Below are 22,862 nucleotides of genomic sequence, written 5' to 3' on the forward strand. Positions count from 1 at the left end.
GAGCCTCCTCACGCCTTGCCGGAAGTCGCGGCAGGCCTGGATGGCATCGGTATGGCCTGACCGGACTCCACGGACTTCGTGCCGGCTTCATGGCTCGCGCCGGCCCGGCTCCCGGCATTCCACGAGGCGGGACTCGACCGTACGCGCTGGCCGTCGGAAATGGCGTCGCCGGGATTGGCAATCACGCGATCGCCTGGCGAGAGGCCCGAGGCAATCTCCACGTAGGCGCCGAAGTCCCGCCCGATGCTGACACGCCTGAGCGCCACCTTCTCGTTCGCGTCCACCGTCGCGATGCTCACGCCGTCGGGACGAAACAGCAGCGCGCTCGCGGGAAGTTCAAGGCCGGGCGCATTGGATTTCAGCGCCAGGTGCACCTGCGTGTAAGCGCCAGGCAACAAGGCGCCGTCACGGTTATCGACATCGATCTCCACGCGTAACGTGCGACTTACGGGGTCGAGCGCGTTGGCATCGCGGGCGATGGTGCCGGGGAAACGCCGGCCGGGGTATTGCTCCGTCGCGATCCACACTTGTGTGTCGCGCGTCACGCCATTGGCTTCGTCTTGAGGAACATCGACGTAGACGCGCAGACGATCGGTCTGCTCCAGGTGAAAGAGTTCGCCGGAGGCCGCCGGTAGGCCCGGTGCCCCACCCGCCGTGACCAGCGCGCCCACTTGTACGTTGCGTGCGCTCACCACCCCATCGAACGGGGCGGTCACACTTTGATACGACACCAGTTCGGAGAGTCGCGACACGTTGGCCTGTGCTGCCTGCAACGCGGCTAGCTTGGCTGCGGCGTCGCTGGCCTTGGCATCGGCATCCTGCTGGGAAACGGATCGGGTTTGCAGCATGGTCCGCCACCGTTGCGCCGTGCTGTTGGCGAAGCGGTAATTGGCCTGTGCCGTGGCCTCGTCAGCCCGGGCCTGGCGCAATTGCGCATCGAGCTCCGGGGTATCGAGCCGAGCCAGCACCTGAGCTGCCCTGACGTGCGAGCCAATGTCGGCGAACCACTGTTTGACATAGCCGCTGGTGCGCGCGTAGATCGCCACGTCGGCCCACGGCGCGACGGCGCCGGGAAGCATGAGATCCTGGATCGCCGGGGCAGGTGTCGGCGCAATCGTCGAGACTCGCAGCTCGCGCTGCGCCTCGACTTGCGCGGCCTGCGCCTGTCTCGCCACGACCCGCGGCACAATGCCCGCACACAGCAGCGTCAGCGCCAAGGCACCAAGGCCGAGCCCCCACAAGCGTCGCGCCCCTGAAGAACGCCGCATCGCGGCGGGTGTGGCCTGAGGTGGCAACGGGGCGAACTCCGGCTTTTCCGTGGCCGCGGAAGTCTCGACGCGGCCGTCGGGCGGGTTATGCATGCTCATTGGGAATCCTTGTTGACGTTGGAGGACGTGGCCGCTCGCGTATCGTTCGAGCGCCCCGGACGGCGAGTCGCGAGCCAGCCGTGTACCGAGGCAAACACGACCGGAACGAACACAAGCGTCGATATCGTGCCAAGCGCGAGTCCACCGATGACGGCCCGCCCGAGCGGCGCGTTTTGCTCTCCGCCATCACCGAGCCCGAGCGCCATCGGCAACATGCCGATCAGCATTGCGAGTGCGGTCATCACGACCGGGCGAAAGCGGTCGAAGCCGGCACCGAGCGCAGCGTCGATCGGCGCCACGCCGGCCGCGAGCGACTCGCGCGCTGCATTGATGACGAGGATGCTATTGGCGGTGGCAATGCCGATGCACAGGATCGTGCCGGTCAGCGCGGGCACGGACAGCGTTGTTTGCGTGACAAACAGCATCCACGCAATACCCGCCATCGACGCGGGAATACCGCAAATGATGACGAGCGGGTCGACCCACGATTGGAAATTCACGACCATCAGCAGGTAAACCAGCACAATCGCGAGGACAACGCCGAGTGCCAACCCGCTGAATGAGGCGTTCATCGATTGCACCTGCCCCCGGATGACAATCGACGATCCGGATGGCAAATGGGCGCGGGTCGCATCGACCAGACGGGCAACGTCCGATGCAACCCCGCCGAGATCGCGGCCTTGCGTAGACGCGAAGATGTCGAGCACAGGTTGCACGTTGTAGTGGGAGACGACAGCCTGTTGTTCGCTGCGCGTGAGCGTGCCCAGGGAACCGATCTGATTTTGCGGCGCAATGAAGGACGCAGGCGTCGTTACCGGCACGTTGGCGAGCTTCTGCAGAGAGTCGATGTTGTACTGCGGCACCATGGTGGTAAGCGGGTAGCTCACACCGTTTCTTGGGGCGAGCCAGAAGTTCGGCGTGGTCTGGGAGCTGCCGGATAGCGCAATGAGCAAGTTCTGGGCGATATCGCGCTGCGTGATGCCCGCCTGAATGGCTTTGGTGCGATCAACGTTCACGTTTATCGTGGGTGCGTCGCCGGGTTGCTGGATATGGGCGTCGACAAGCCCCCGAACGCCGCGCAACTGGTCGAGCAGTTGATTGGCGAGCGCCCGATTCTGTGCCAACTTGTTTCCCACGATCTGAATGTCGATGGGTGCCGGCAGGCCGAAATTGAGGATCTGGCTGACGATGTCGGCCGGGAGCATCGAGAATGTGACGCCGGGGAACGAGGCGTTGAGCACATCGCGCAGTTTCGCGACGTATTCGGCGGTGGGTTGGTGATCGGGCTTGAGCGTGACGAGCACATCGGCGTCCTCTGGTCCGATCGGGTCTGACGATTCGTAGGTGAGGTTGATGCCACTGACCGGCAAGCCGATGTTGTCGAGCACGAGGCTCACTTGCGCCGGAGGAATGACCGTCTTTATCTTCGCTTCCACTTCGTCTGTGATGCGGGCGGTCTCTTCGATGCGCGTGCCGGTCGGCGCACGCAAATGCAGGCGTATTTCACCGGCATCCACGGACGGAAAGAAATCTCGTCCGATAAACGGCACCAAGGCAAGGGAGCCAAGGCAGATCGCGAGCCAGACTGCCACGAACCGCGACCGCTGGCCGACAGCGGCCCGGAGCGCTGAAGCGTAGCAGCGGCGCAGCGATTCGAAGCCCGTCTCGAAACGCGACTGAAAGCACGAGAGCCGCGCGGACCATCCGCCGGCAGGCCGCGCATTCGCGGATTTGGCGCGCAGCAAATACATCGCGAGCGTAGGGATCAGCGTGCGCGAGAACAGGTATGAAGCGCACATCGCGAATATGACCGCTTCGGCCATCGGCACGAACAGGTACCGTGCGACGCCGGAGAGCAGGAACATCGGCACGAACACGATGCAGATGGAAAGGGTCGAGACAAAGGTAGGTACCGCAATCTCGCCAGCGCCATCGAGGATGGCGTCGTGCAACGGCGCCCCTCGCTCCAGATGATGCGTAATGTTTTCGATCGCGACGGTCGCATCGTCCACGAGTATGCCTACCGCCAGTGCCAGCCCGCCGAGCGTCATGATATTGACGGTCTGCCCCAGCGCCGACAGCGCGATCAGCGAGGTGAGCGCGGAAAGCGGAATCGTGATGGCGATAATGAGCGTGGCACGCCAACTGCCGAGAAATAGCAGGATCATCACCGCGGTGAGACATGCGGCAATCAGCGCTTCGCGCACGACACCGGAGATTGCCGACTTGACGAATAGCGACTGGTCCGCAAGCGGCGTGACCTTGAGTGCGCCAGGCAGACCGGCCGTGATCCTCGGCAACAGTTGCTTGACCTGATCGATGATCGTGAGGGTGGATGCGCTACCGGTCTTCTCCACGGTCAGCAATGCTCCGCGCTGGCCGTCCGCGCGCACGATGTTGGTTTGTGGTGCGTAACCGTCGATCACATGGGCGACATCGCGCAGATACACGACCGCTCCCTTTTCGGTCTTGACAGGCAGATCGTTAAGCGCGTCAACGCTCTGCGTGCTTCCATCGATCCGGACGTTGTATTCGCGCGCGCCGATCTTGGCCGTGCCTCCGGGCAGGATCAGATTCTGAGCGTTGACTGCGTTGACCACGTCGATCGGCGCGAGCCCCTTGGCCTGAAGCGCACGGGTGTTGAGCTGCACCATGATCTGACGGACTTTTCCGCCATAGGGGAGCGGCACCGCAGCGCCCTGCACCGTGGCCAGTTGCGTCCGGATAAAGCTGTTGCCGAGGTCATAAAGGGACTGCTCCGGCAGCGTCTTGCTCGAAAGCCCGAGTTGCAACACCGGCACCGTGGATGCGTTGTAGGTAATGATGTTCGGCGGGAGCGTGCCGGGTGGCATGACACGCAGAATGGACGCGGAGTTCGCCGCAGCTTCGGCGATCGCCCGATTGATGTCGGCGCCCGGATGGAAGAAGACTTTGACCACCGACACGCCGTTGAGCGATTGGGATTCGATGTGATCGATGTCGTCGACGTCGGTCGTCAATGCGCGCTCGTAGTTCGAGGTGATCCGATGCGCCATGTCCTCGGCCGAGAAGCCGTTGTAGGACCAAACGATGCTGATGACGGGAATGTCGATGTTCGGAAAAATATCCGTCGGCGTACGCATGATGGCAAGGGGGCCGAGGATGAAGATCAGCAATGCGAGCACGACGAACGTGTAGGGGCGCCTGAGCGCCAATCTGACGATCCACATGACAATGTCCGGGGGTGAGGTGACTACGGCAGCGAAGGACCCGCTGCGCCCGGAAAGTGGAATTCCGACGAACGCGGGCGTTCGAGATGGAGGCAAGTATGTGGATGGGCCGCTTACCTCGCGCTGACCGTCAAATTACGGATTTGTCATCTGCGCGGATAACAAAATCGTAATCGGGGAGTCACCTTCAGGTCAGCCGCGAACGACCAGAATGCATTCAACCTTCGCGACATTGTCGAAGGCTGGCTGAACTGCCCCAGTTCCGGGCGCAGAGGCCACTTTTGCAAAGGTGAATATCATGAAAGCCATCGTCTCCGCCCTTCTCGTTTCCTGCGCCCTGGCCGCCCCCTTCTCCGCATTCGCCCAGTCGGGCGGCAACGACGGTGCGGCACTCTCGCGTACGCAGGTCCGGGCCGATCTCGTCCGTGTCGAACAAGCGGGCTACCAACCGTCCGGCTCGCAGGCCAACTACCCGGCCAACATCGAACGCGCCGAGGCCATTGTCGCCAAACAGGACGCCCGTGCGAGCATGACCAACACCTCCGGCACTGTCACGGCGACGGGGGTAAGCACGGGCAACCAGCCGGTAAGCCACGCCGGAAGCGAATCGATTTATTTTGGCGATTGATTCCCGCGATTGCGCCGCCCAGTCGCACCAAGGCAATACTGGCATCGGGAATGGGCGAGAGAGCCACTTGCCGGGCTTGCTCGGATGGCTCTCCGCCCGTGATGGCGCAGCGGGCGCTCGCAGGCACTGCAAGCTCGTTCGCGGGTTTGGGCGACGCCGCCCGAGTTTGTTGGAACCGGGCATGTCGTCGTCGACGCTTTCTGCTGCATCGTCAGCGCGATTGACGACGCCGAAGATGGCGTCAAAAAAACCCGCCTCCGAAAGGGAGAGCGGGCTTTTTTTTAGCCACCAGAAAGGCGCCTGGCGTGGATCAGAACGGAATATCGTCGTCCATGTCGTCGAAGCCGCCGGACGGCTTGGCCGGCGCCTGCTGACGGCCACCGCCGCCACCACCACCGCCACGCGAATAGCCACCGCCGCCCTCGTCGCCACCACCACGCGAGTAGCCGCCACCGCCGCCACCTTCACCGCCGCCGCTGCGGCCACCGAGCATCTGCATCTGGTCCGCCACGATTTCCGTGCTGTAACGGTCCGTGCCGTCCTGCGCCTGGTACTTGCGCGTGCGGATACGGCCTTCGATATACACCGACGAGCCCTTCTTCAGGTACTCATTGACGATTTCCGCGAGCCGGCCGAAGAACGACACGCGGTGCCATTCCGTCATTTCCTTGAACTCGCCGGACTGCTTGTCCTTGTAACGGTCGGTCGTGGCCAGGCGGATGTTCGCGACCGCATCGCCGCTCGGCATGTAGCGGACTTCGGGGTCGGCGCCAAGGTTGCCGACCAGGATCACTTTGTTGACTGATGCCATAAATCTTTCTCCGGTATTGCTGAAATCCGTTCAGGATTGACGAGGCGCTGGCGTCCTCATCGGTGCGGCGATTATAAGCCACACCAAAACCCCAGCTGCACAGGTCATAAAGATTGCGTTTTGTCCGAAGTGGGTCATCAGATACCCCCCAAGCGCGCCACCGGTGAACAATCCGAGTGCCTGGGTCGTATTGTAGACGCCCACCGCCGCGCCCTTGCGCTGTCCCGGCGCCAGCTTCGACACCAGCGACGGCTGCGACGCCTCGAGCACATTGAAGCCCAGAAAGTACACGAACAGCACCCCGGCGATCACGCCCACCGTCGGCGGCAACTCACCCAACGCCACCTGCGCCACCGCCACCAGCGCGATCGCCGAGAGCAGCACCGCCTTCATCTTGCCGCGCTTTTCCGCCGCAATGATCGCCGGCACCATCGCCACGAACGACAGCCCCATGACCGGCAAATAGACCTCCCAGTGCTGCGCCACCGGCAAGCCCGCCGCGACGAGCATGCGCGGCATCGCCACGAACAGCGCGGTCTGCGTGGCGTGCAGGATGAACACACCGAAGTTCAGGCGCAACAGCTCGGGGTTGTGGAGCACCTCCGAGAACGGCGCCGGTCCCGCCTTCGGATGGGCCGGCGGCGTGGGCACGACCCACAGCACCACGAAGATCGCCAGCACCGCCAGAATGCCAATGGCCGAAAACAGCCCGCTCATGCCCAGCCAGTGATACAGGAACGGCGCGCAGACAATCGCCACGGCGAACGAGATACCGATGCTGCCGCCGATCATCGCCATCGCCTTGGTGCGGTTGGCCTCGCTCGTGAGGTCCGCCACGCAGGCCATGACCGCCGAGGAAATCGCCCCCGCCCCCTGAATCGCCCGGCCAACGATGATCCACGTCAGATCGTGCGCCATCGCCGCCACCAGCGAGCCGATGGCAAACACGATCAGGCCGAAGACAATGACGGGCTTGCGCCCCAGTCGGTCGGACGCCCAGCCGTACGGAATGTACAGCAGCGACTGCGTCAGACCGTAGATGCCGATGGCCAGCCCCACGAGAAACGTGTTGTTGCCGCCCGGCAGGGTCTGCGCGAACACGGAGAACACCGGCATGATCAGGAACAGGCCGAGCATGCGCAGCGCGAAGATCCCCGCGAGCGACGCACTCGCGCGCACTTCTAGCGGGGTCATGCGGCCCCCTCGGCCGCGTGTCGAGGCAGGAGAAGCGGAAGTCACGGAATCGGTAGACATTACGTCCTGAGAGATGGAAAAAGCGCTCGCCGGTAGGGTTTCGCTATCAGTTTGGCTGTCGAGCCGCCTCGGCACCGTCCGATGCTCGCGGCCCCGGGCGCCATGTCGGCCGTCCGTGCGACCCAAGCATCGCACTCAGGCCCGCGGTCGCGGCGGCGCCTCTGGATTTCGGGCGGTTCGTCCCCATCTGAGTCGCTGGCCGTTGTGCCGTGCGAGACAGCCCGTCAGCCGGTTCAGCCCTGGCAATCAAACTTAGGTATATTAGCAGGTTTAGCCGCCCGGATTTCCCCCCAGCGGCCCGCCCGACCGCTCCCGCCGCCTGCCGCGTCGACGCCTGGCCAATGCCGCGTCGACACGGCGCGACGTCCCGGGAAATTCGGACTCTTGGGGGCCGGAAACCGCCCCGCGACAATTCGCCGCGCGGATTCCTCGGCGACGACCCGGAACCGTCAATGGAAACCATTCGTATTCGTGGGGCACGCACCCACAACCTCAAGAACGTCAACCTCGACCTGCCGCGCCACCAGCTGGTCGTGATTACCGGCCTGTCCGGCTCCGGCAAGTCGTCGCTCGCCTTCGACACGCTCTACGCGGAAGGTCAGCGCCGCTATGTCGAGAGCCTGTCGGCGTACGCCCGTCAGTTCCTGCAACTGATGGAAAAGCCGGACGTCGACCTCATCGAAGGCCTGTCGCCCGCGATTTCCATCGAACAGAAGGCCACGTCGCACAACCCCCGCTCGACGGTCGGCACCGTCACGGAAATCCACGATTACCTGCGCCTGCTCTACGCCCGCGTGGGCACGCCCTACTGCCCCGATCACGGCCTGCCGCTCGAATCGCAAAGCGTCTCGCAGATGGTCGATGCCGTGCTCGCGCTGCCCGAAGACACCAAGCTCATGATCCTCGCGCCGATCGTCGTCGATCGCAAAGGGGAACATGCGGACCTGTTCGATTCGATGCAGGCGCAAGGCTTCGTGCGCTTTCGCATTCGTTCCGGTGGCGGCGCGGCGAATGAAGGCACCGCACGCGTCTACGACATCGACGCGCTGCCCAAGCTCAAGAAGACGGAAAAGCACTCGATCGACGTGGTGATCGACCGCGTGAAGGTGCGCGCCGATCTCAAGCAACGTCTGGCGGAGTCGTTCGAGACGGCACTGCGTCTGGCCGACGGACGCGCCGTCGCGCTCGAGATGGACACCGACAAGGAGCACGTCTTCAGCTCCAAGTTCGCCTGCCCGGTGTGCTCGTATTCGCTCCAGGAGCTCGAGCCACGCCTGTTCTCGTTTAACAACCCGATGGGCGCCTGCCCGACCTGCGACGGTCTGGGACAGATGACGTTCTTCGACCCGAAGCGTGTCGTGGCCTTCCCCGCGCTCTCACTCGCTTCCGGCGCGATCAAGGGCTGGGATCGTCGCAATCAGTTCTACTTCCAGATGCTGCAAAGCCTGGCGGCGTTCTACGACTTCGACGTCGACACGCCGTTCGAGGACTTGCCCGAGGCCACGCAGAAGATCGTGCTGTACGGCTCCGGCGAGCAGGAGATCCCGTTCACCTACGTGAACGAGAAGGGCCGCACGTCGGTGCGCTCGCATGCGTTCGAAGGCATCATCCCGAACCTGGAGCGCCGCTATCGCGAGACCGACTCGGTCGCCGTGCGCGAGGAGCTCGCCAAGTACCAGAACAACCGGGCCTGCCCCGATTGCGAGGGCAGTCGCCTGCGCCGCGAGGCGCGCTTCGTCAAGGTCGGCGAAGACAAGCAGGCCCGCGCCATCTACGAGATCGGCAACCTGCCGCTGCGCGACGCGCTGGGCTATTTCCACGAACTGGTGCTGCATGGGGCCAAGCGCGAGATCGCCGACAAGATCGTGAAGGAAATCGTGGCGCGGCTCTCGTTCCTGAACAACGTCGGCCTGGACTACCTGTCGCTCGAGCGCAGCGCCGACACGCTCTCGGGCGGCGAAGCGCAGCGCATTCGTCTCGCGTCGCAGATCGGGTCCGGTCTCACGGGCGTGATGTACGTGCTCGACGAACCCTCGATCGGGCTGCACCAGCGCGACAACGATCGCCTCATCGGCACGCTCAAGCACCTGCGCGACCTCGGCAACTCGGTCATCGTGGTGGAGCACGACGAGGACATGATCCTCGCGAGCGACTATGTCGTCGACATGGGACTCGGCGCCGGCATTCACGGCGGGAAAGTGATCGCGCAAGGCAGCCCCGCGCAGATCGAAAGCGCGCCGGAATCGCTCACCGGGCAGTACCTGTCGGGCGCGCGCCGCATCGAAGTGCCGGCCGAGCGTCATGCCCCCGGCGAGGACCACCTGCGCATCGTCGACGCCACGGGGAACAACCTCAAGCACGTCAACCTCGATCTGCCGGTTGGCCTGCTCACCTGCGTGACGGGCGTTTCCGGATCGGGCAAGTCGACGCTGATCAACGATACGCTGTACCACGCCGTCGCGCGCCATCTCTACGGGTCGTCGGCCGAGCCGGCACCGTACGAACAGATCGACGGACTCGAGCACTTCGACAAGGTCATCAACGTCGACCAGTCCCCGATCGGCCGCACGCCGCGCTCGAACCCGGCCACGTACACCGGCGTTTTCACGCCGATTCGCGAGCTCTTCGCGGGCGTGCCCGCCGCCAAGGAACGCGGTTACGATCCCGGCCGCTTCTCGTTCAACGTGAAGGGCGGGCGCTGCGAGGCCTGTCAGGGCGACGGCGTCATCAAGGTCGAGATGCACTTCCTGCCGGATGTGTACGTGCCCTGCGACGTCTGCCACGGCAAGCGCTACAACCGCGAAACGCTCGAAGTGCAGTACAAGGGCCGCAACATCTCGGAAGTGCTCGACATGACGGTCGAGCAGGCACACGAGTTCTTCAAGCCGGTGCCGGTCGTGGCGCGCAAGCTCAGGACGCTGCTCGACGTGGGCCTGGGCTACATCCGCCTGGGCCAGTCGGCCACCACGCTCTCGGGCGGCGAAGCGCAGCGCGTGAAGCTCTCGCTCGAACTCTCCAAGCGCGATACGGGCCGCACGCTGTATATCCTTGACGAACCGACCACCGGGCTGCATTTTCACGATATCGAACTGCTCCTCACCGTGATTCATCGGCTGCGCGACCAGGGCAATACGGTCGTCATCATCGAGCACAATCTCGATGTGATCAAAACGGCGGACTGGGTGATCGATCTCGGACCGGAAGGCGGTGCGGGCGGCGGGCAGATCATCGCGCAGGGCACGCCCGAACAAGTGGCGGCCAACAAGGCCAGTTTCACCGGAAAGTACCTTGCCCCGCTGCTTGCGCGCGCGAAGTAAGCCGCGCCATCACGGCGAGGCAATTATCAAGGACGTCACTGCATGGAACCACGCTCTGGCTGGAATCCGGACCGGAATTTCTGGATCGAACTGGCGAGCTACGTGTTCGCCGCCGTGGGCCTGTGGCTCATTCTCGGCATCCATCTGCTCTCGGTAGTGCTCGCGGGCATGGTGGTCTATCAGCTCGTGCACGTGCTCAGCCCGCGCCTGCAACTGCGCATCTCGAGCGATTGGGCGCGGCTCGCCGCCGTGGCGCTGCTCTCGGCCATCATCGTGGCGCTGATGACCGCACTCATCTTCGGCATCATTGCCTTTTTCCGCAACGACGCCGGGCATCTGGAGCACATCAACGGCCGCATGATGGACGCGCTCGAACAGGCGCGCAGCCAACTGCCCGCGTGGGTGACGGCACGGCTTCCCGCCGATACCGACGACATCCACCAGGCCATCACGGGGTATCTCAAGGATCACACCCAGGAGATGTCGCTGGTTGGCAAGGAAGCGCTCAACGCGATGGTGCACATCATCGTCGGGCTGGTGCTCGGCGCCCTCGTGGCACTCTCGTCGGTGCGCCCCGTCCAGCACATGCGCCCCCTGGCCGCCGCGCTCACGCGCCGCGTCACGCTGTTCGGCGACGCCTTTCGCCGCATCGTGTTCGCACAGGTGAAGATCTCGGCCATCAATACGCTCTTTACCGCCATCTTCCTGCTCGCGGTACTGCCGATGTTCGGCGTTCACCTGCCGCTGCGCAAGACGATGATCATCGTGACCTTCGTGGTCGGTCTGTTGCCGGTCATCGGCAACCTCATCTCGAATACATTCATCGTGGTGCTGGGGCTGTCGATGTCGCTTTACGTGGCGATCGGAGCGCTCGTGTTCCTGATCGTCATCCACAAGCTCGAGTACTTCCTGAACGCGCGCATCGTTGGCACCCAGATTCAGTCGCGCGCATGGGAGTTGCTGCTCGCAATGATCGTGATGGAGGCAGCGTTCGGTCTGCCGGGACTCATCGCCGCGCCCATCTATTACGGCTACCTCAAGAGCGAGCTCGCCGACAAACAACTCGTCTGAGACGAACGCCCGTGCGTCGCCCCACCCCTTAGTGCTTACGCAATCTCGCGATTGCGCCAGACAGCGGGTCAGGACGGTCCACGGGCGTTTTTCCGACCGGAATTTGACATTTCGTCACTCAGTGACATAATGTCAAATCATGAAATCCACCAAATCCGCCGTCAGCACGGGCAAGCTCGACGAAAACGCGCTGCTGCTGCGCGAGGGACGCAAGATCGTCGAGGCGCTCGGGCAGACGTTCGCGCCGCTCGTCGAGGTAGTGCTGCACGACCTGACCGATCCGGACAACGCGGTCGTGGCCATCGCCAACAATCTGTCGGGTCGCCAACCCGGTGACGCCGTCACCGAAATGGGCCTCGCGCGGATTGCCGATCCGGCGTTCCCCGAAGTCATCGCCAACTACGCGAACCGGTTTCCGGACGGACGTCCGGCCAAGAGCACGTCCATTGGGCTGAAGAACAGTCGTGGCGAGTACGTCGGCGCGATTTGCCTGAACATGGACATTTCCATGCTGGCCGCCGCGGCGGCCAGCGTGCAGCAACTGGTCGGCGTATCGGCGCAAACGCCCGCACCGGTGCGCGAGACGCTCGCCACTCGCCGGCTCGACGACATCGCCCCACTGATTACCGATTTCGCGGCCCAGCGCAACACGACACCCCCGGGCCTCACGCTGTCGCAACGCCGCGAGGCGATCCGTCTCGTCGAAGCGCGCGGCCTGCTCGATCTGCGTCATGCGCATGCGGAAGTCGCGCGTACGCTCGGCGTGGCGCGATCGACCGTGTACACCTACCTCACCGACCCGAAAGGCGCATCATGACCCCCACCCCGCTGGCGATCACCTACGGCGACGTCGTCGCCGCTCACGATCGGATTCGCGAAGCCGCCCATCGTACGCCCGTCCTCACCTCGCGCACGGCCGATGCCATGACCGGCGCCAGCCTGTTCTTCAAGGCGGAGAACTTCCAGCGCATGGGCGCCTTCAAGTTCCGCGGCGCCTACAACGCGATTTCGCAATTCACCGCCGAGCAGAAGCGGGCCGGCGTGCTGGCGTTCTCGTCGGGCAACCATGCACAGGCCATCGCCCTGTCCGCGCGGGAGCTCGGCGTGCCGGCCGTCATCCTGATGCCGCAGGATGCGCCGCAGATGAAGATCGACGCCACGCGCGGCTACGGGGCGGAAGTGATCCTGTACGACCGCTATCAGGAAGATCGCGAAGTCTTGTCGAAGCGCCTGGCGAGCGAGCGCGGCATGACGCTGATCCCCCCCTACGACCATCCGCATGTGATGGCCGGCCAAGGCACGGCGACCAAGGAGCTGATCGAAGATGCCGGCGAGCTCGACACGCTGGTGGTCTGCCTCGGCGGCGGCGGGCTGCTCTCGGGCAGCGCGATCGCCGCGCGGGCGCTCAATCCGAACATCGAAATCTACGGGGTGGAGCCCGAAGCGGGCAACGACGGTCAGCAAAGTTTCCGAAGCGGCGCCATCGTGCACATCGACACGCCGCGAACGATCGCCGACGGCGCGCAAACGCAGCATCTCGGCGCACTCACTTTTCCCGTGATCCGCTCGCTGGTCGACGACATCCTGACCGTGACCGACGACGAACTCGTGCAGACGATGCAGTTCTTCGCCAGTCGCATGAAGATCGTCGTCGAACCCACCGGCTGCCTCGCGGCGGCCGCGGTGCTGCAAGAGAAGATCGACGTGCGGGGCAAGCGTGTGGGCATCCTCCTGTCGGGTGGCAATGTCGACATGGCGCGCTTCGCGAAACTCACGCTCGGGGAGGCCGCATGAGCACGCGCGAACGCGGTATCGAGCCAATCAACGTTCCCACGCTGCAACCGCCCCGCGGACACTATTCGCACGGCGTTTGCGCGGGTGGCTTCGTGTTCGTGTCGGGACAGTTGCCGATCACCCCCGACGGCGAACGCCTGGTCGGGGCCCCCTTTGCCGCCCAGGCGCAGCAGGCACTGGAGAACGTGGCGACGATCCTGAACGCGTGCGGCACGAGCGTGAGCCGTCTCGTGCAGGTGCGCGTGTACATCACTAACGTGGACGACTGGGGCGCTTTCAACGAGGTCTACGCCGCGTGGGCCGGCAGCGCAAAGCCCGCCCGGGCCGTCGTTCCCGTGCCCGCGCTCAGTCACGGCGTGGCCATCGAGATCGAGGCGACGGCATTGGCCGGCTGAGGCTCGACTGAGGCTCGACTGAGGCTCGACTGAAGGTCGGCTGAAAGATGGGCGTGAAGCGCGCCGACCGCGGGCAAGGTCGGCGCAAAACGCCGGCCGTTTGGGAGACGGCGCCGCCCGCGCGCAAGCCATCTCACAAATCACGGCAACGGCATGCAACGGGCGGGATATTTATCTGCGAAGATCCGTCTCATGGATACCCAGTGACCGCCTCGCCGGCACACCGATCAGCCCAAAAGCCGCTCATCATGACCCCACCCGACACCTCCGCCGCCCAGCCGTCCCCCGCGTCGTACCCACCGACGCCGCAACGTGTCGACGACGAGCCGTTGCGGCTTGTCACCAGCTTCAACGACATCTTCGTCGTGATCGCAGCGTGGCTGCTCTCGTTCGGCACCGTGTTCCTGACCGGGGGGCTCCCCTCCTGGCTGCAGATGCTGATCGCAACGGCCATCACGTGGGGCCTCTCCGAGATCTTCGTGCGGCGTCGTCGCATGGCCTTGCCCGCGTTGTGCTTCGCCTTCAGTTTCGTGAGCACCGCCGCATTGCTCGGTTTCGGCAACGCGTCGCTGCTGCACCAGGGCAGCGAGACGGTCCGGGCCTCGATGAGCGTGTGGACGCTTGCCGCCACCGCCGTGTGCACGCTCCTCGCTGCCGCCCTGTACTGGTGGCGGTTCCGCGTTCCGGCCGTCATCGCCATGGGCCTGGCCGGCGTGGTGATCGTTGCGTGGGCACATGCGCTCGTGCTCGATGCGCAGGCCGTCGGCGGGTTGCTTGTCGCCAACATCGTGGCCGGCCTCGCGATCTTCATCTGGGCGCTGCGCTGGGACGCGCAGGATCCTCAGCGCATCACGATCCGCTCGGATGTCGCCTTCTGGCTCCATCTGCTCGCCTCGTGCATGGTCACCCACCCGATCTTCTGGATGCTCGCCCCACATCACCCGGGCGCCGTGATCGCCGTGTTCCTTGTGCTCACCGCCGTGTCGCTCGCGATCGATCGTCGCGCGCTGATGCTCTCGTCGCTGTTGTATGTCATGAGCGCGATGCTGCGCCTGATGGTCACGCCTTCGCCGGTCGGCGGCGATCTTCCGGGACGGTCTTACGACCTCGCGCCAATGTCGCTGCCGCTGGTCGCCGTCGTGGTCGGCGGCGGGCTGCTGTTGCTTTCCGTGTTCTGGAAACCGTCGCGCGGCGCGGTGCTGCGCCTGCTGCCCACAGCGTGGCGGGCGCGTCTGCCGCGCTGACCGGCCTGCGCCGTCTCGCCGCGCGACTGCGCCGCTACTGCAACGTCACACGCGTGAGCACCGCCATGAAGTGATCGAGCGACGGCGTGACAAGACCGGCCACCTTGGCACGATCGTCCCATCGGCGCAGGCGTAACGCCGCATCGGCATGCTCGCGCGCCAGGAACGCGCGCGCCTGCTCGTCACTGAACACCCCGCCCTGCAATGCCAGGCTGCGCACGGAGTCCTCCGACAATTGGCCGAGATACGCCGCATCGATGGCACACAGGCATCGCTTGGCGTCCACGTGCAGACGAATCGGATCGAGCACGGCATCGCCGAACAGCGGCCGCAGGAAAGGCAGGGCGTAATACTGGTGCAGATCGTCGATGCCGCGCTCGGTGGGCGTTTCGCCCTGGAGGTTGAGCAGATGGCCGAGGTCATGGAGAAAGCTGGCCGCGACGAGCGCCTCGTCGGCGCCCTCGCTTTCGGCAAGCGCGCCGCATTGCAGCGCATGTTCCAGTTGGGTGACGGGCTCGCCGCTGTAGGCGAGCGAACCGAATTTATCGAACAGGGTGCGGATGTCCGGCAGGCTCAGGGCCATCGTGTGAACTCTCGTTGTCGTCGCGAGATCCGGGAGCGGCTGCCGTCGCGACATCGGCGAGCGCCGCCAGCTTGGAGGCCTTCGTTTCCTTGGGCGGCTTGGTCGTATCCTTCGGCTTGTCGCGCATGCGGCTCTTGCGAAGCGCGCCCGCGTCGTCGAGCACCGGATAGGCCGTGGAGCAGAACAGCGAATTGAGACGCTTCATGTCGCTGATGATGTCCAGATGCAGTGAACTCGTCTCGATGCTCTGCACCGACTGCCCCGCCAGACGATTCAGGTGCGTGTACGAATAGGCACGCTCGAGATCGCGGAAGCTCTCCTTTTCCGCCATCAGGCGCTGCGCGCTCTTGAGGTCGGTATTCAGAAACACCGACAGGCCCAGTTGGAGGTTGGTCACCAGTCGCGCATGCATGTCGCAGATCTCCTGCAGGCCCGCCTCGGAGAACGACAGCTTGTGCGAGATCTTCTTCTCCTCGACCTCGGTCACCATGCGCTCGATGATGTCGCCGGCATGTTCCAGGTTGATCGTGAGCGAAATGATGTCGGTCCAGCGGCGGCTGTCCTGCTCGCTCAGGTTCTCGCGCGACACGCGCGTCAGATACATCTTCACCGCGGTATAAAGATGGTCGACGTCGTCGTCCAGACGTCGCGTCTCTCTGGCGCGCACCACGTCGTTGCTGCGAATCACGTCGAGCAGGCCGTTGAGCATCTGCTCGACGATGTCGCCCATGCGCAACGTTTCGCGTGTGGCATTGGCGAGCGCGAGCGACGGCATCTCCAGCGCACTCTCGTCCAGGTGGCGCGCGCGCGTGACACCGTCGGCCTCGGGCTTTTCGGCGAGCAGGCGCTCGCAAAGCCGTGCCATCGGTTCGGTGAACGCGAGAAACACCACGCAGCGAATCAGGTTGTACAACACGTGGAAATTGACGACGGCTTGCGCGGGCGCGTCGGAGATCCAGTCCACGAGATGCGGCGCATAGTCGATGAACGGCAGCACCAGCACGCAACCGATCAACTTGAAGATGAGGCTGCCGAACACCACGCGGCGGCCCGCGGCGTTCTGCCCCGCCGAGGTGAGCATGGCCAGCATGCCGCTGCCCAGATTCGCGCCGATCACCAGACACAGCGCGACCTTGAGCGAAATCACCCCCGATGACGCCAGCGTTGCCGTGAGCAGCACCGCCGCCAGACTCGAATACGACACCATCGCAAAGAGCGCGCCGATCAGCGTATCAAGCATCACGTCGCCCGTGAGCGAGCCGAACAACACCTTCACACCCGCGGCTTCGGTCATCGGCGTGGTCGCCGCCACGATCAGTTGCAACGCGAGAATGATCAGACCGAGCCCGATCGACACGCGCCCGAGCTGGCCAGCGCGCGTCTGCTTGCGCGACAGAAAAAAGATGACGCCGAAGAAGATCAATAGCGGCGAAAGCCAGTGCAGGTCGAACGTCAGCACCCGCGCCATGAGCGCCGTCCCGACGTCGGCCCCCAGCATGATCGACAACGCCGGCGCCAGTGCAATGAGCCCCTGCGCGCCGAACGACGACACGATCAACGCCGTGGCGTTGCTGCTCTGCACGAGACCCGTGACGAGCACGCCGGCCGCGAAGGCAAGGAAACGGTTGGAAATGCTGTGCGAAAGAATGCGCCGCAGATCGGCGCCGTAGACGCGCAGCACGCCGGTACGCACGATATGCGTACCCCAAATCAGCATCGCCACGCCGGAAAGGAGGTTGAGTAGTGTCAGCATGCCAGTGTTCCGTGATCTTCTTGTCGACGGGACTGGCGACGTCCTGCGCCGCCGACATGACGCGCCCACTGGTTTGCCAAACCGGCATCCCGCGTCAGTCCATCACTGGCGTCGGGATGCGTATGAAGTTCACGCGTCATGCGTATCCCCAATCGGTACACCGTACACCAAATCGATCACTGCAACAATCGTGTCATCAAATTGTCACAATTTTCGGCTCGATTCTGCCAACCCTTGTTGCGTAAGGGGGACAGACGGGTGACCGGTCTTCCGGACACCCCCGTTTTCCCTGCGCCCATCGCCTTCCGTGGCGGGTTCAAATCCCCCAGGGCAACGTGAAGGTCTTGGTGTTGGTGAAGCTCTTCATCGCCTCCTGCACGCCCTCCTTGTAGCCCAGCCCCGAATCCTTGATGCCGCCGAACGGCGTCAGTTCGATACGGTAGCCGGGCACTTCCCAGACATTCACGGTGCCGACCTGCAGGTCGTTGGTAAAGCGCGTCACGTAGTCGAGCCGGTTCGTGCACACGCCCGAGGACAAGCCGAAGGCCGTGCCGTTGGAGATGGCGATGGCCTCGTCGATGCTGCCGAACGTGATGATCGGCGAGACCGGGCCGAACGTCTCTTCGCGCACCACGGTCATTTTCGGATCGACACGATCGATGACGGTCGGCGAGTACAACGCGCCGTCGCGGCGATTCCCCACCAGCAACCGCGCGCCCTGGGCGACGGCCTCGTTTACGCGCGCCTCGAACAGGCGGGCCGCGGCTTCGTCGATGACCGTACCCATGTCGTTGTTACCGTCGGCCGGATCGCCGTACTTCCATGCGCGAGTCTTCTCCACCACCAGCTCGGTGAACCGGGCGGCGATGTCCTGATGCACGAGCATGCGCTTGACCGCCGTGCAGCGTTGGCCGGAGTTCTTGTACGAGCCTTGCACCGCGAGATCGGAGGCACGATCGAGATCGGCGTCTTCCATGACGATCAGCGGGTCGTTGCCGCCGAGCTCCAGCACGATGCGTCGATACCCCGCCTTCGACGCGATGTACTTGCCGATCGACACACCGCCCGTGAACGTGATCAGGTCGATGTTCTCGTTGGTGATCAGCTCATCGGCGATCTCCATCGGATCGCCCGTGATCACCTGCAGCATCTCCGGCGGCAGTCCCGCCTCGTAGAGCGTGTCGGCCAGGTAGTACGCCGAGAGCGGCACCTTCTCGGAAGGCTTGAGCACCATGCGGTTATTGGTCGCGATCGACGGCGCCACCTTGTGGGCCACCTGATTCATGGGGTGATTGAATGGCGTGATCGCCGAGATCGCGCCCAGCAGCGGCTCACGCTGCGTGACCACGCGACGCTTTTTGCCGTGCGGCGTGAGATCGCACGAAAACGCCTGCCCATCGTCCTTGAGCGCCTCGCCGGCGGCGAAGCCGAGCACGTCGGCCACACGGCCGATTTCGTAGATGGCGTCCTTTTGGCACAACCCCGACTCCATCGTGATGATGGCGGCCGCCTGCGTGGTGCGCTCGCGCAACAGCGCGGCAGCCTTTTCGAGGATGTTCGCGCGCTCGAAGCGCGTGAGGGTGGAGCGGAACTGCCTGGCGATCGAGAATGCGCGACGCACGTCGTCGAGCGACGCTTTCGGCACGGTGCCGACGAGGTCGCCCGAGTAAGGATTGAAGACTTCGATGATCCGTTCGCGGGTCACTTTCTCGCCGCCGATGCGAAGCGCTTCGGCGCGGAATTCGGGGTGCAGCTTGTGCGGCGCGTTCATGGGGTTCTCCACAGCGTATCCAACTGGACAGGGGCCCGGCCGCGCAACCATAACGGGGTTTGCGCGCCGTTGGTTCTCATCAGGAATCGTTCGAATGTGGCATCGGTCGCGCTTCAGACGTGATTCAGCGCCACGTCGAGAATGTCGAAGTTGCGCAGGCGCGCCTTGCCCGGGATGCCTTCGGTCTTGCGATTGAAGAGCAGGGGCACCGTCTGTTCCGAGATGCCGCCGTGCGAGCGCAGCGGCACGGTCAGTCCGGTCAGGTCGTGACGGCTCGCGCTCGTGCCGAGCACGACCGACTGATCGCTCACGACCACGAGGTCGCCCACGCGATCGGGCGGCAGTTCGAAGCGCGCGCACGCCTCGGCATTGGTCAGCACGACGTCCATGCCGGGCAACGAGGCGATGCGCGCGCGAATGGCATCGCGATCGACGTCAGCCGGCAGGTAGATCGTGGCGTACGAGCCAAGCGCGCCGTGATGCACCACATAGGGATCCGTGATCGGCAGGATCACGCGCGCGCCCCCCGCCTCCACGCCCTTGCCCAGCCAGTCGTCGAGCAGATCCTGCAGGTAGACGACATTGGGTTGCCCGGTCGTCGGATCGTGCTTGGCGTTCATCCCGTGATCGGCCGTCAGACCGATCACCGCGCCCAGTTCGTCCATGCGACGCAGGTACTTGTCCATCATGGCGTAGAACGCGTTCGCGCCCTGCGTGCCCGGCGCCCACTTGTGCTGTACGTAGTCGGTCGTCGAGAGATACATCAGGTCGATCCGGCGCGTCTCCAGCAGGCGCACGCCCGCCGCGAACACGAACTCCGAGAGCTCGGCGCTGTAGACGTCCGGCACCGGCATGCCCACCAGGCCGAGCACGTCGTCGATGCCATTCTCGGCGAGCGTGACCTGGTCGGCTTTCTCCGAGGAGAAGCAGACGCCCTTCATGCGATACCCGAGCAGCTTGCGCAGCTTGTCCTTGGCCGTCACCACGGCCACGCTGGCGCCGGCGTCAGCGGCGGCGGCCAGCACGGTGCCCGCGCGCAGGTAGGCCGGGTCATTCATCATGACCTCGGCACCGCGCCCACCGTCGGCGGCCGGATCGAAGAAGTAGTTGCCGCAGATACCGTGCACGGCAGGCGGCGCCCCCGTCACGATCGACAGGTTGTTCGGGTTCGTGAACGACGGCACCACGCAGTCGCCCTGAAAAACGGCGCCTTCCTTGAGCAGATGCGCGAGATACGGCGCAACACCCGCGGCCGCGGCCGCTTCGAGATATTCGAACTGGCAGCCGTCGACACACACGATGACGGTCGGCTGTTGCGGCAGCCGGTACTGGCGGCCGTTCACTTGAATCTGTTCGGGCTGGGTCACGTCGGATCTCCTCAAGGGCAACTGGGTGACTGCCGCAGGCGTCGTCGTTGGGGGCGACGACCGGCCGGCGACCGGTTATTCAACACAATCGGTACGTCGATGTCGCGGGCGCGATCAGCCGGCCTTCGCCTGCGTACCGCTTCCCGGCGCGCGCGCCAGGGCTTCGCGAATGCGGGCGCGGCCGCGCGAGAGGTGCTCGCGAGTGACCTGCGCCGCGCGCTCGGGGTCGCGTGAGGCAATGGCGCTCACGATGTCGCGGTGTTCGCGCTCCGACTTCGGCGGCGCGGACGTGTCCGCCGTCAGCGCCTCGTGACGGAACAGGCTCAGCTCCTTGACCAGGCGGCGGTAGGTCTCGAGCAACTTGCGATTGCCGACCATCGCCACCAGCGCGTCGTGAAACGCCAGGTTCAACCGGTAGTACCCTTCGCTGTCGCCCGCCTCCACCGCGCGATGCATCGCCTCGACGGATTCGCGCAACTGCGTGAGCTGCTCCGACGTGATCGTCTCGGCCAGCGTGCGCGCCACGTGTTCGTCCAGCACACCGCGCAGCGCGTAGATCTCCTCGGCCTCCTCCAGGGAGATCACGCGCACGAACACGCCGCGATTCTTCTCGGTGCGCAGCAATCCGGCTTCTTCCAGAGCGCGAAACGCTTCACGCACCGGTCCCCGTGACACGCCCAGCCGCCCGGCCACCTCGATTTCGTTGAGCTTGGTGCCGGGCGTGAGCGTGCCCGCCATGATCTGGCGCTCGATCTCGTGCTGAACGAGCGTGGTGAGCGACTGGCTTTGCAGTAGCTCGATCGCCGTTGGCGAGGTGGGCTTCGGGGTCATACCGGTCTTCCTTTTCTCTGAATTCCGCGCTGGGCACTCATGCGATCCCGTGCTGCCGACACCGTTGCAATTTGTGGCATCACGTGATTATTTTTGTTGTTGACATTCAAGCACAGCAATTTGTAGATTGTCAACAAAACACATCCGACATTGCAGGCAAATTTCGCAACAACGTCGGGGTGAGTCGGTTCAGGCAACGACGAAACCCTATCTGAATCAATGATTTCCATACTATTGGAGGTATTTGACGAACAGATGACAAATGCATCGGGTTTCAATAAAAAGACATAATTTGCCAATAATATGCAACACAACACCCCAAAAGAGGGCGTTGACCGACTCACTCACGCGATCTGGATTCGCGACCCACAGGAGCCATCCATGAACCAAACGTTGCGCCATGCCATGCGCGTAGCCGCCTCGCTTGCCGCCGGACTCGTCTGCGCCGCGCAGGCCGGTCAGGCGCTCGCCAAGACCACGCTGACCGTCTATACGGCCTGGGAAGTCGAAGTCATGCGCCCGTATGCCGAGGCGTTCCAGAAAGCGAATCCCGATATCGATATCAAATACGTGCGCGACTCCACCGGCGTGGTCACCGCCAAGGTACTCGCCGAGAAAGCCAACCCGCAGGCCGACGTGATCGCCGGACTCGCGGCCTCGAGTCTCGAGCTGATCAAGCAGGAAGGCTTGCTCACGCCGTACACGCCGAAGGGTTTCGATCGGCTCACGCGCGCCTATAGCGACAAGGCAACACCGCCTTCGTGGATCGGGCTGGACGTGTGGGGCGCCACCGTGTGCTTCAACACGGTGGAGGCGGCCAAGCGCAACCTCCCGAAACCGACCTCGTGGGAAGACCTGGCCAAGCCGATTTACAAGGGCATGATCGTGATGCCCAATCCGGCCACGTCGGGCACCGGCTTCCTCGACGTGACGGCGTGGCTGCAGATGTTCGGCAAGGAAGGCGGCTGGAAGTACATGGATGCGCTCGACAAGAACATCGTCAAGTACACGCACTCGGGCTCGAAACCGTGCCGGGACGCGGGCGCCGGCGAATACCCGATCGGCATCTCGTTCGAGTTCAACGCGCATCGCACCAAGGCCGCGGGCGCACCGATCGATCTCGTGTTCCCCAAGGAAGGGCTGGGTTACGACATCGAGGCGGCCGGCATTGTGAAGACCACCAGGAAGCTCGACGCCGCCAAGCGGTACATGGACTGGCTCGCCAGCAAGGAAGCCAACGAGATGTATGCGAAGGACTGGGCCATCGTCGCCTATCCGGGGGTTGCAAAGAAGTTCGACACCATTCCGGCGAACTACCCCGACATGCTCGTGAAGAACGATTTCACGGAAATCGCGAAGCAGCGCGAGTCGGTGCTCGCCGAATGGCAGAAGCGCTACGGCGCGAAGTCCGAGAAGAAATAAGCGCGGCGAACGCGCCGGACACTTGGCCCATCGGACATTGCGAAC

General features: G+C 64.2%; 17 protein-coding genes. 8 read left to right on the forward strand and 9 right to left on the reverse strand.

The window, feature by feature from the left end:
• Positions 1-8: 8 nt before the first annotated feature.
• Both LV28_RS45375 and LV28_RS45380 read right to left on the reverse strand, forming a co-directional pair.
• A complete protein-coding gene (locus LV28_RS45375; protein ID WP_371328135.1) occupies positions 9-1,367 on the reverse strand; it encodes an efflux RND transporter periplasmic adaptor subunit in 1,359 nt (452 codons plus the stop codon).
• Positions 1,364-4,576 (reverse strand): efflux RND transporter permease subunit, encoded by a 3,213-nt coding sequence (locus LV28_RS45380; RefSeq protein ID WP_038619681.1) that lies wholly within the window; start codon positions 4,574-4,576, stop codon positions 1,364-1,366. Before LV28_RS45380 ends, LV28_RS45375 begins: the two co-directional genes overlap by 4 nt.
• A gap of 298 nt (positions 4,577-4,874) precedes the next feature.
• Between LV28_RS45380 and LV28_RS45385 the strand changes: the two genes are divergently transcribed.
• Complete coding sequence (locus LV28_RS45385; RefSeq protein WP_023597712.1) at positions 4,875-5,204, forward strand: DUF4148 domain-containing protein; 330 nt, start codon at positions 4,875-4,877, stop codon at positions 5,202-5,204.
• Positions 5,205-5,514: 310 nt separating this feature from the next.
• Here LV28_RS45385 and LV28_RS45390 read toward each other — a convergent pair whose 3' ends face one another.
• On the reverse strand, positions 5,515-6,015 hold the full coding sequence (locus tag LV28_RS45390; protein WP_023597713.1) for a single-stranded DNA-binding protein: 501 nt from the start codon (positions 6,013-6,015) through the stop codon (positions 5,515-5,517).
• A gap of 30 nt (positions 6,016-6,045) precedes the next feature.
• Positions 6,046-7,209, reverse strand: a complete 1,164-nt coding sequence (locus tag LV28_RS45395; RefSeq protein WP_025249883.1) for an MFS transporter — start codon at positions 7,207-7,209, stop codon at positions 6,046-6,048.
• A gap of 512 nt (positions 7,210-7,721) precedes the next feature.
• Here LV28_RS45395 and uvrA point away from each other — a divergent pair.
• The 6 genes from uvrA to LV28_RS45425 all read left to right on the forward strand — a co-directional run bounded on the left by uvrA (position 7,722) and on the right by LV28_RS45425 (position 15,090).
• Positions 7,722-10,586 (forward strand): excinuclease ABC subunit UvrA, encoded by a 2,865-nt coding sequence (uvrA, locus tag LV28_RS45400; protein ID WP_023873011.1) that lies wholly within the window; start codon positions 7,722-7,724, stop codon positions 10,584-10,586.
• Positions 10,587-10,628: 42 nt separating this feature from the next.
• Entirely contained in the window at positions 10,629-11,657 is a 1,029-nt protein-coding gene (locus LV28_RS45405; protein ID WP_023597716.1) for an AI-2E family transporter, read from the forward strand.
• Between the two features lie 139 nt (positions 11,658-11,796).
• Complete coding sequence (locus LV28_RS45410) at positions 11,797-12,474, forward strand: helix-turn-helix transcriptional regulator (RefSeq protein WP_048806514.1); 678 nt, start codon at positions 11,797-11,799, stop codon at positions 12,472-12,474.
• Positions 12,471-13,451 carry a threo-3-hydroxy-L-aspartate ammonia-lyase gene (locus tag LV28_RS45415; protein WP_038619678.1) on the forward strand — a complete coding sequence of 327 codons (981 nt, stop codon included), beginning with the start codon at positions 12,471-12,473 and terminating at the stop codon, positions 13,449-13,451. Before LV28_RS45410 ends, LV28_RS45415 begins: the two co-directional genes overlap by 4 nt.
• The gene (locus LV28_RS45420; RefSeq protein ID WP_023597719.1) at positions 13,448-13,846 is read left to right on the forward strand and encodes a RidA family protein; all 399 of its coding nucleotides are present in this window, start codon (positions 13,448-13,450) and stop codon (positions 13,844-13,846) included. Before LV28_RS45415 ends, LV28_RS45420 begins: the two co-directional genes overlap by 4 nt.
• Positions 13,847-14,094: 248 nt before the next feature.
• The gene (locus tag LV28_RS45425; RefSeq protein ID WP_048806513.1) at positions 14,095-15,090 is read left to right on the forward strand and encodes a hypothetical protein; all 996 of its coding nucleotides are present in this window, start codon (positions 14,095-14,097) and stop codon (positions 15,088-15,090) included.
• 34 nt (positions 15,091-15,124) lie between these two features.
• Here the strand turns inward: LV28_RS45425 and LV28_RS45430 are convergent, their stop codons facing one another.
• The 5 genes from LV28_RS45430 to LV28_RS45450 all read right to left on the reverse strand — a co-directional run bounded on the left by LV28_RS45430 (position 15,125) and on the right by LV28_RS45450 (position 21,395).
• Positions 15,125-15,673: a phosphonate degradation HD-domain oxygenase gene (locus LV28_RS45430; RefSeq protein WP_023597721.1), complete on the reverse strand. Its 549-nt coding sequence runs from the start codon at positions 15,671-15,673 to the stop codon at positions 15,125-15,127.
• Positions 15,633-17,426: a Na/Pi cotransporter family protein gene (locus LV28_RS45435; protein WP_023597722.1), complete on the reverse strand. Its 1,794-nt coding sequence runs from the start codon at positions 17,424-17,426 to the stop codon at positions 15,633-15,635. The genes LV28_RS45430 and LV28_RS45435 overlap by 41 nt, the downstream gene beginning before the upstream one ends.
• 316 nt (positions 17,427-17,742) lie before the next feature.
• Positions 17,743-19,197: a phosphonoacetaldehyde dehydrogenase gene (gene phnY, locus LV28_RS45440; RefSeq protein ID WP_023597723.1), complete on the reverse strand. Its 1,455-nt coding sequence runs from the start codon at positions 19,195-19,197 to the stop codon at positions 17,743-17,745.
• A gap of 113 nt (positions 19,198-19,310) precedes the next feature.
• Positions 19,311-20,564, reverse strand: coding sequence for a phosphonoacetate hydrolase (phnA, locus tag LV28_RS45445; protein ID WP_023597724.1), 1,254 nt, complete (start codon positions 20,562-20,564; stop codon positions 19,311-19,313).
• Between the two features lie 114 nt (positions 20,565-20,678).
• Positions 20,679-21,395 carry a phosphonate utilization associated transcriptional regulator gene (locus LV28_RS45450; RefSeq protein ID WP_023597725.1) on the reverse strand — a complete coding sequence of 239 codons (717 nt, stop codon included), beginning with the start codon at positions 21,393-21,395 and terminating at the stop codon, positions 20,679-20,681.
• Between the two features lie 405 nt (positions 21,396-21,800).
• On the opposite strand from LV28_RS45450, the gene LV28_RS45455 reads away from it, so the two are divergent.
• Complete coding sequence (locus tag LV28_RS45455) at positions 21,801-22,817, forward strand: putative 2-aminoethylphosphonate ABC transporter substrate-binding protein (RefSeq protein WP_029754387.1); 1,017 nt, start codon at positions 21,801-21,803, stop codon at positions 22,815-22,817.
• Positions 22,818-22,862 lie beyond the last annotated feature (45 nt).

Origin of the sequence: Pandoraea pnomenusa (assembly GCF_000767615.3) — a bacterium.
Classification (GTDB): Bacteria; Pseudomonadota; Gammaproteobacteria; order Burkholderiales; family Burkholderiaceae; genus Pandoraea; species Pandoraea pnomenusa.

What these genes read in the sequence shown, in the direction of transcription:
- LV28_RS45405 (WP_023597716.1), top strand. Translation starts at nt 10,629, where the DNA reads ATGGAACCACGCTCTGGCTGGAATCCGGACCGGAATTTCTGGATCGAA.
- LV28_RS45410 (WP_048806514.1), top strand. Translation starts at nt 11,797, where the DNA reads ATGAAATCCACCAAATCCGCCGTCAGCACGGGCAAGCTCGACGAAAAC.
- LV28_RS45435 (WP_023597722.1), bottom strand. Translation starts at nt 17,426, where the DNA reads ATGCTGACACTACTCAACCTCCTTTCCGGCGTGGCGATGCTGATTTGG.
- phnY (WP_023597723.1), bottom strand. Translation starts at nt 19,197, where the DNA reads ATGAACGCGCCGCACAAGCTGCACCCCGAATTCCGCGCCGAAGCGCTT.
- LV28_RS45385 (WP_023597712.1), top strand. Translation starts at nt 4,875, where the DNA reads ATGAAAGCCATCGTCTCCGCCCTTCTCGTTTCCTGCGCCCTGGCCGCC.
- LV28_RS45390 (WP_023597713.1), bottom strand. Translation starts at nt 6,015, where the DNA reads ATGGCATCAGTCAACAAAGTGATCCTGGTCGGCAACCTTGGCGCCGAC.
- LV28_RS45380 (WP_038619681.1), bottom strand. Translation starts at nt 4,576, where the DNA reads ATGTGGATCGTCAGATTGGCGCTCAGGCGCCCCTACACGTTCGTCGTG.
- LV28_RS45415 (WP_038619678.1), top strand. Translation starts at nt 12,471, where the DNA reads ATGACCCCCACCCCGCTGGCGATCACCTACGGCGACGTCGTCGCCGCT.
- LV28_RS45425 (WP_048806513.1), top strand. Translation starts at nt 14,095, where the DNA reads ATGACCCCACCCGACACCTCCGCCGCCCAGCCGTCCCCCGCGTCGTAC.
- LV28_RS45450 (WP_023597725.1), bottom strand. Translation starts at nt 21,395, where the DNA reads ATGACCCCGAAGCCCACCTCGCCAACGGCGATCGAGCTACTGCAAAGC.
- LV28_RS45375 (WP_371328135.1), bottom strand. Translation starts at nt 1,367, where the DNA reads ATGAGCATGCATAACCCGCCCGACGGCCGCGTCGAGACTTCCGCGGCC.
- uvrA (WP_023873011.1), top strand. Translation starts at nt 7,722, where the DNA reads ATGGAAACCATTCGTATTCGTGGGGCACGCACCCACAACCTCAAGAAC.
- LV28_RS45455 (WP_029754387.1), top strand. Translation starts at nt 21,801, where the DNA reads ATGCGCGTAGCCGCCTCGCTTGCCGCCGGACTCGTCTGCGCCGCGCAG.
- LV28_RS45420 (WP_023597719.1), top strand. Translation starts at nt 13,448, where the DNA reads ATGAGCACGCGCGAACGCGGTATCGAGCCAATCAACGTTCCCACGCTG.
- LV28_RS45430 (WP_023597721.1), bottom strand. Translation starts at nt 15,673, where the DNA reads ATGGCCCTGAGCCTGCCGGACATCCGCACCCTGTTCGATAAATTCGGT.
- LV28_RS45395 (WP_025249883.1), bottom strand. Translation starts at nt 7,209, where the DNA reads ATGACCCCGCTAGAAGTGCGCGCGAGTGCGTCGCTCGCGGGGATCTTC.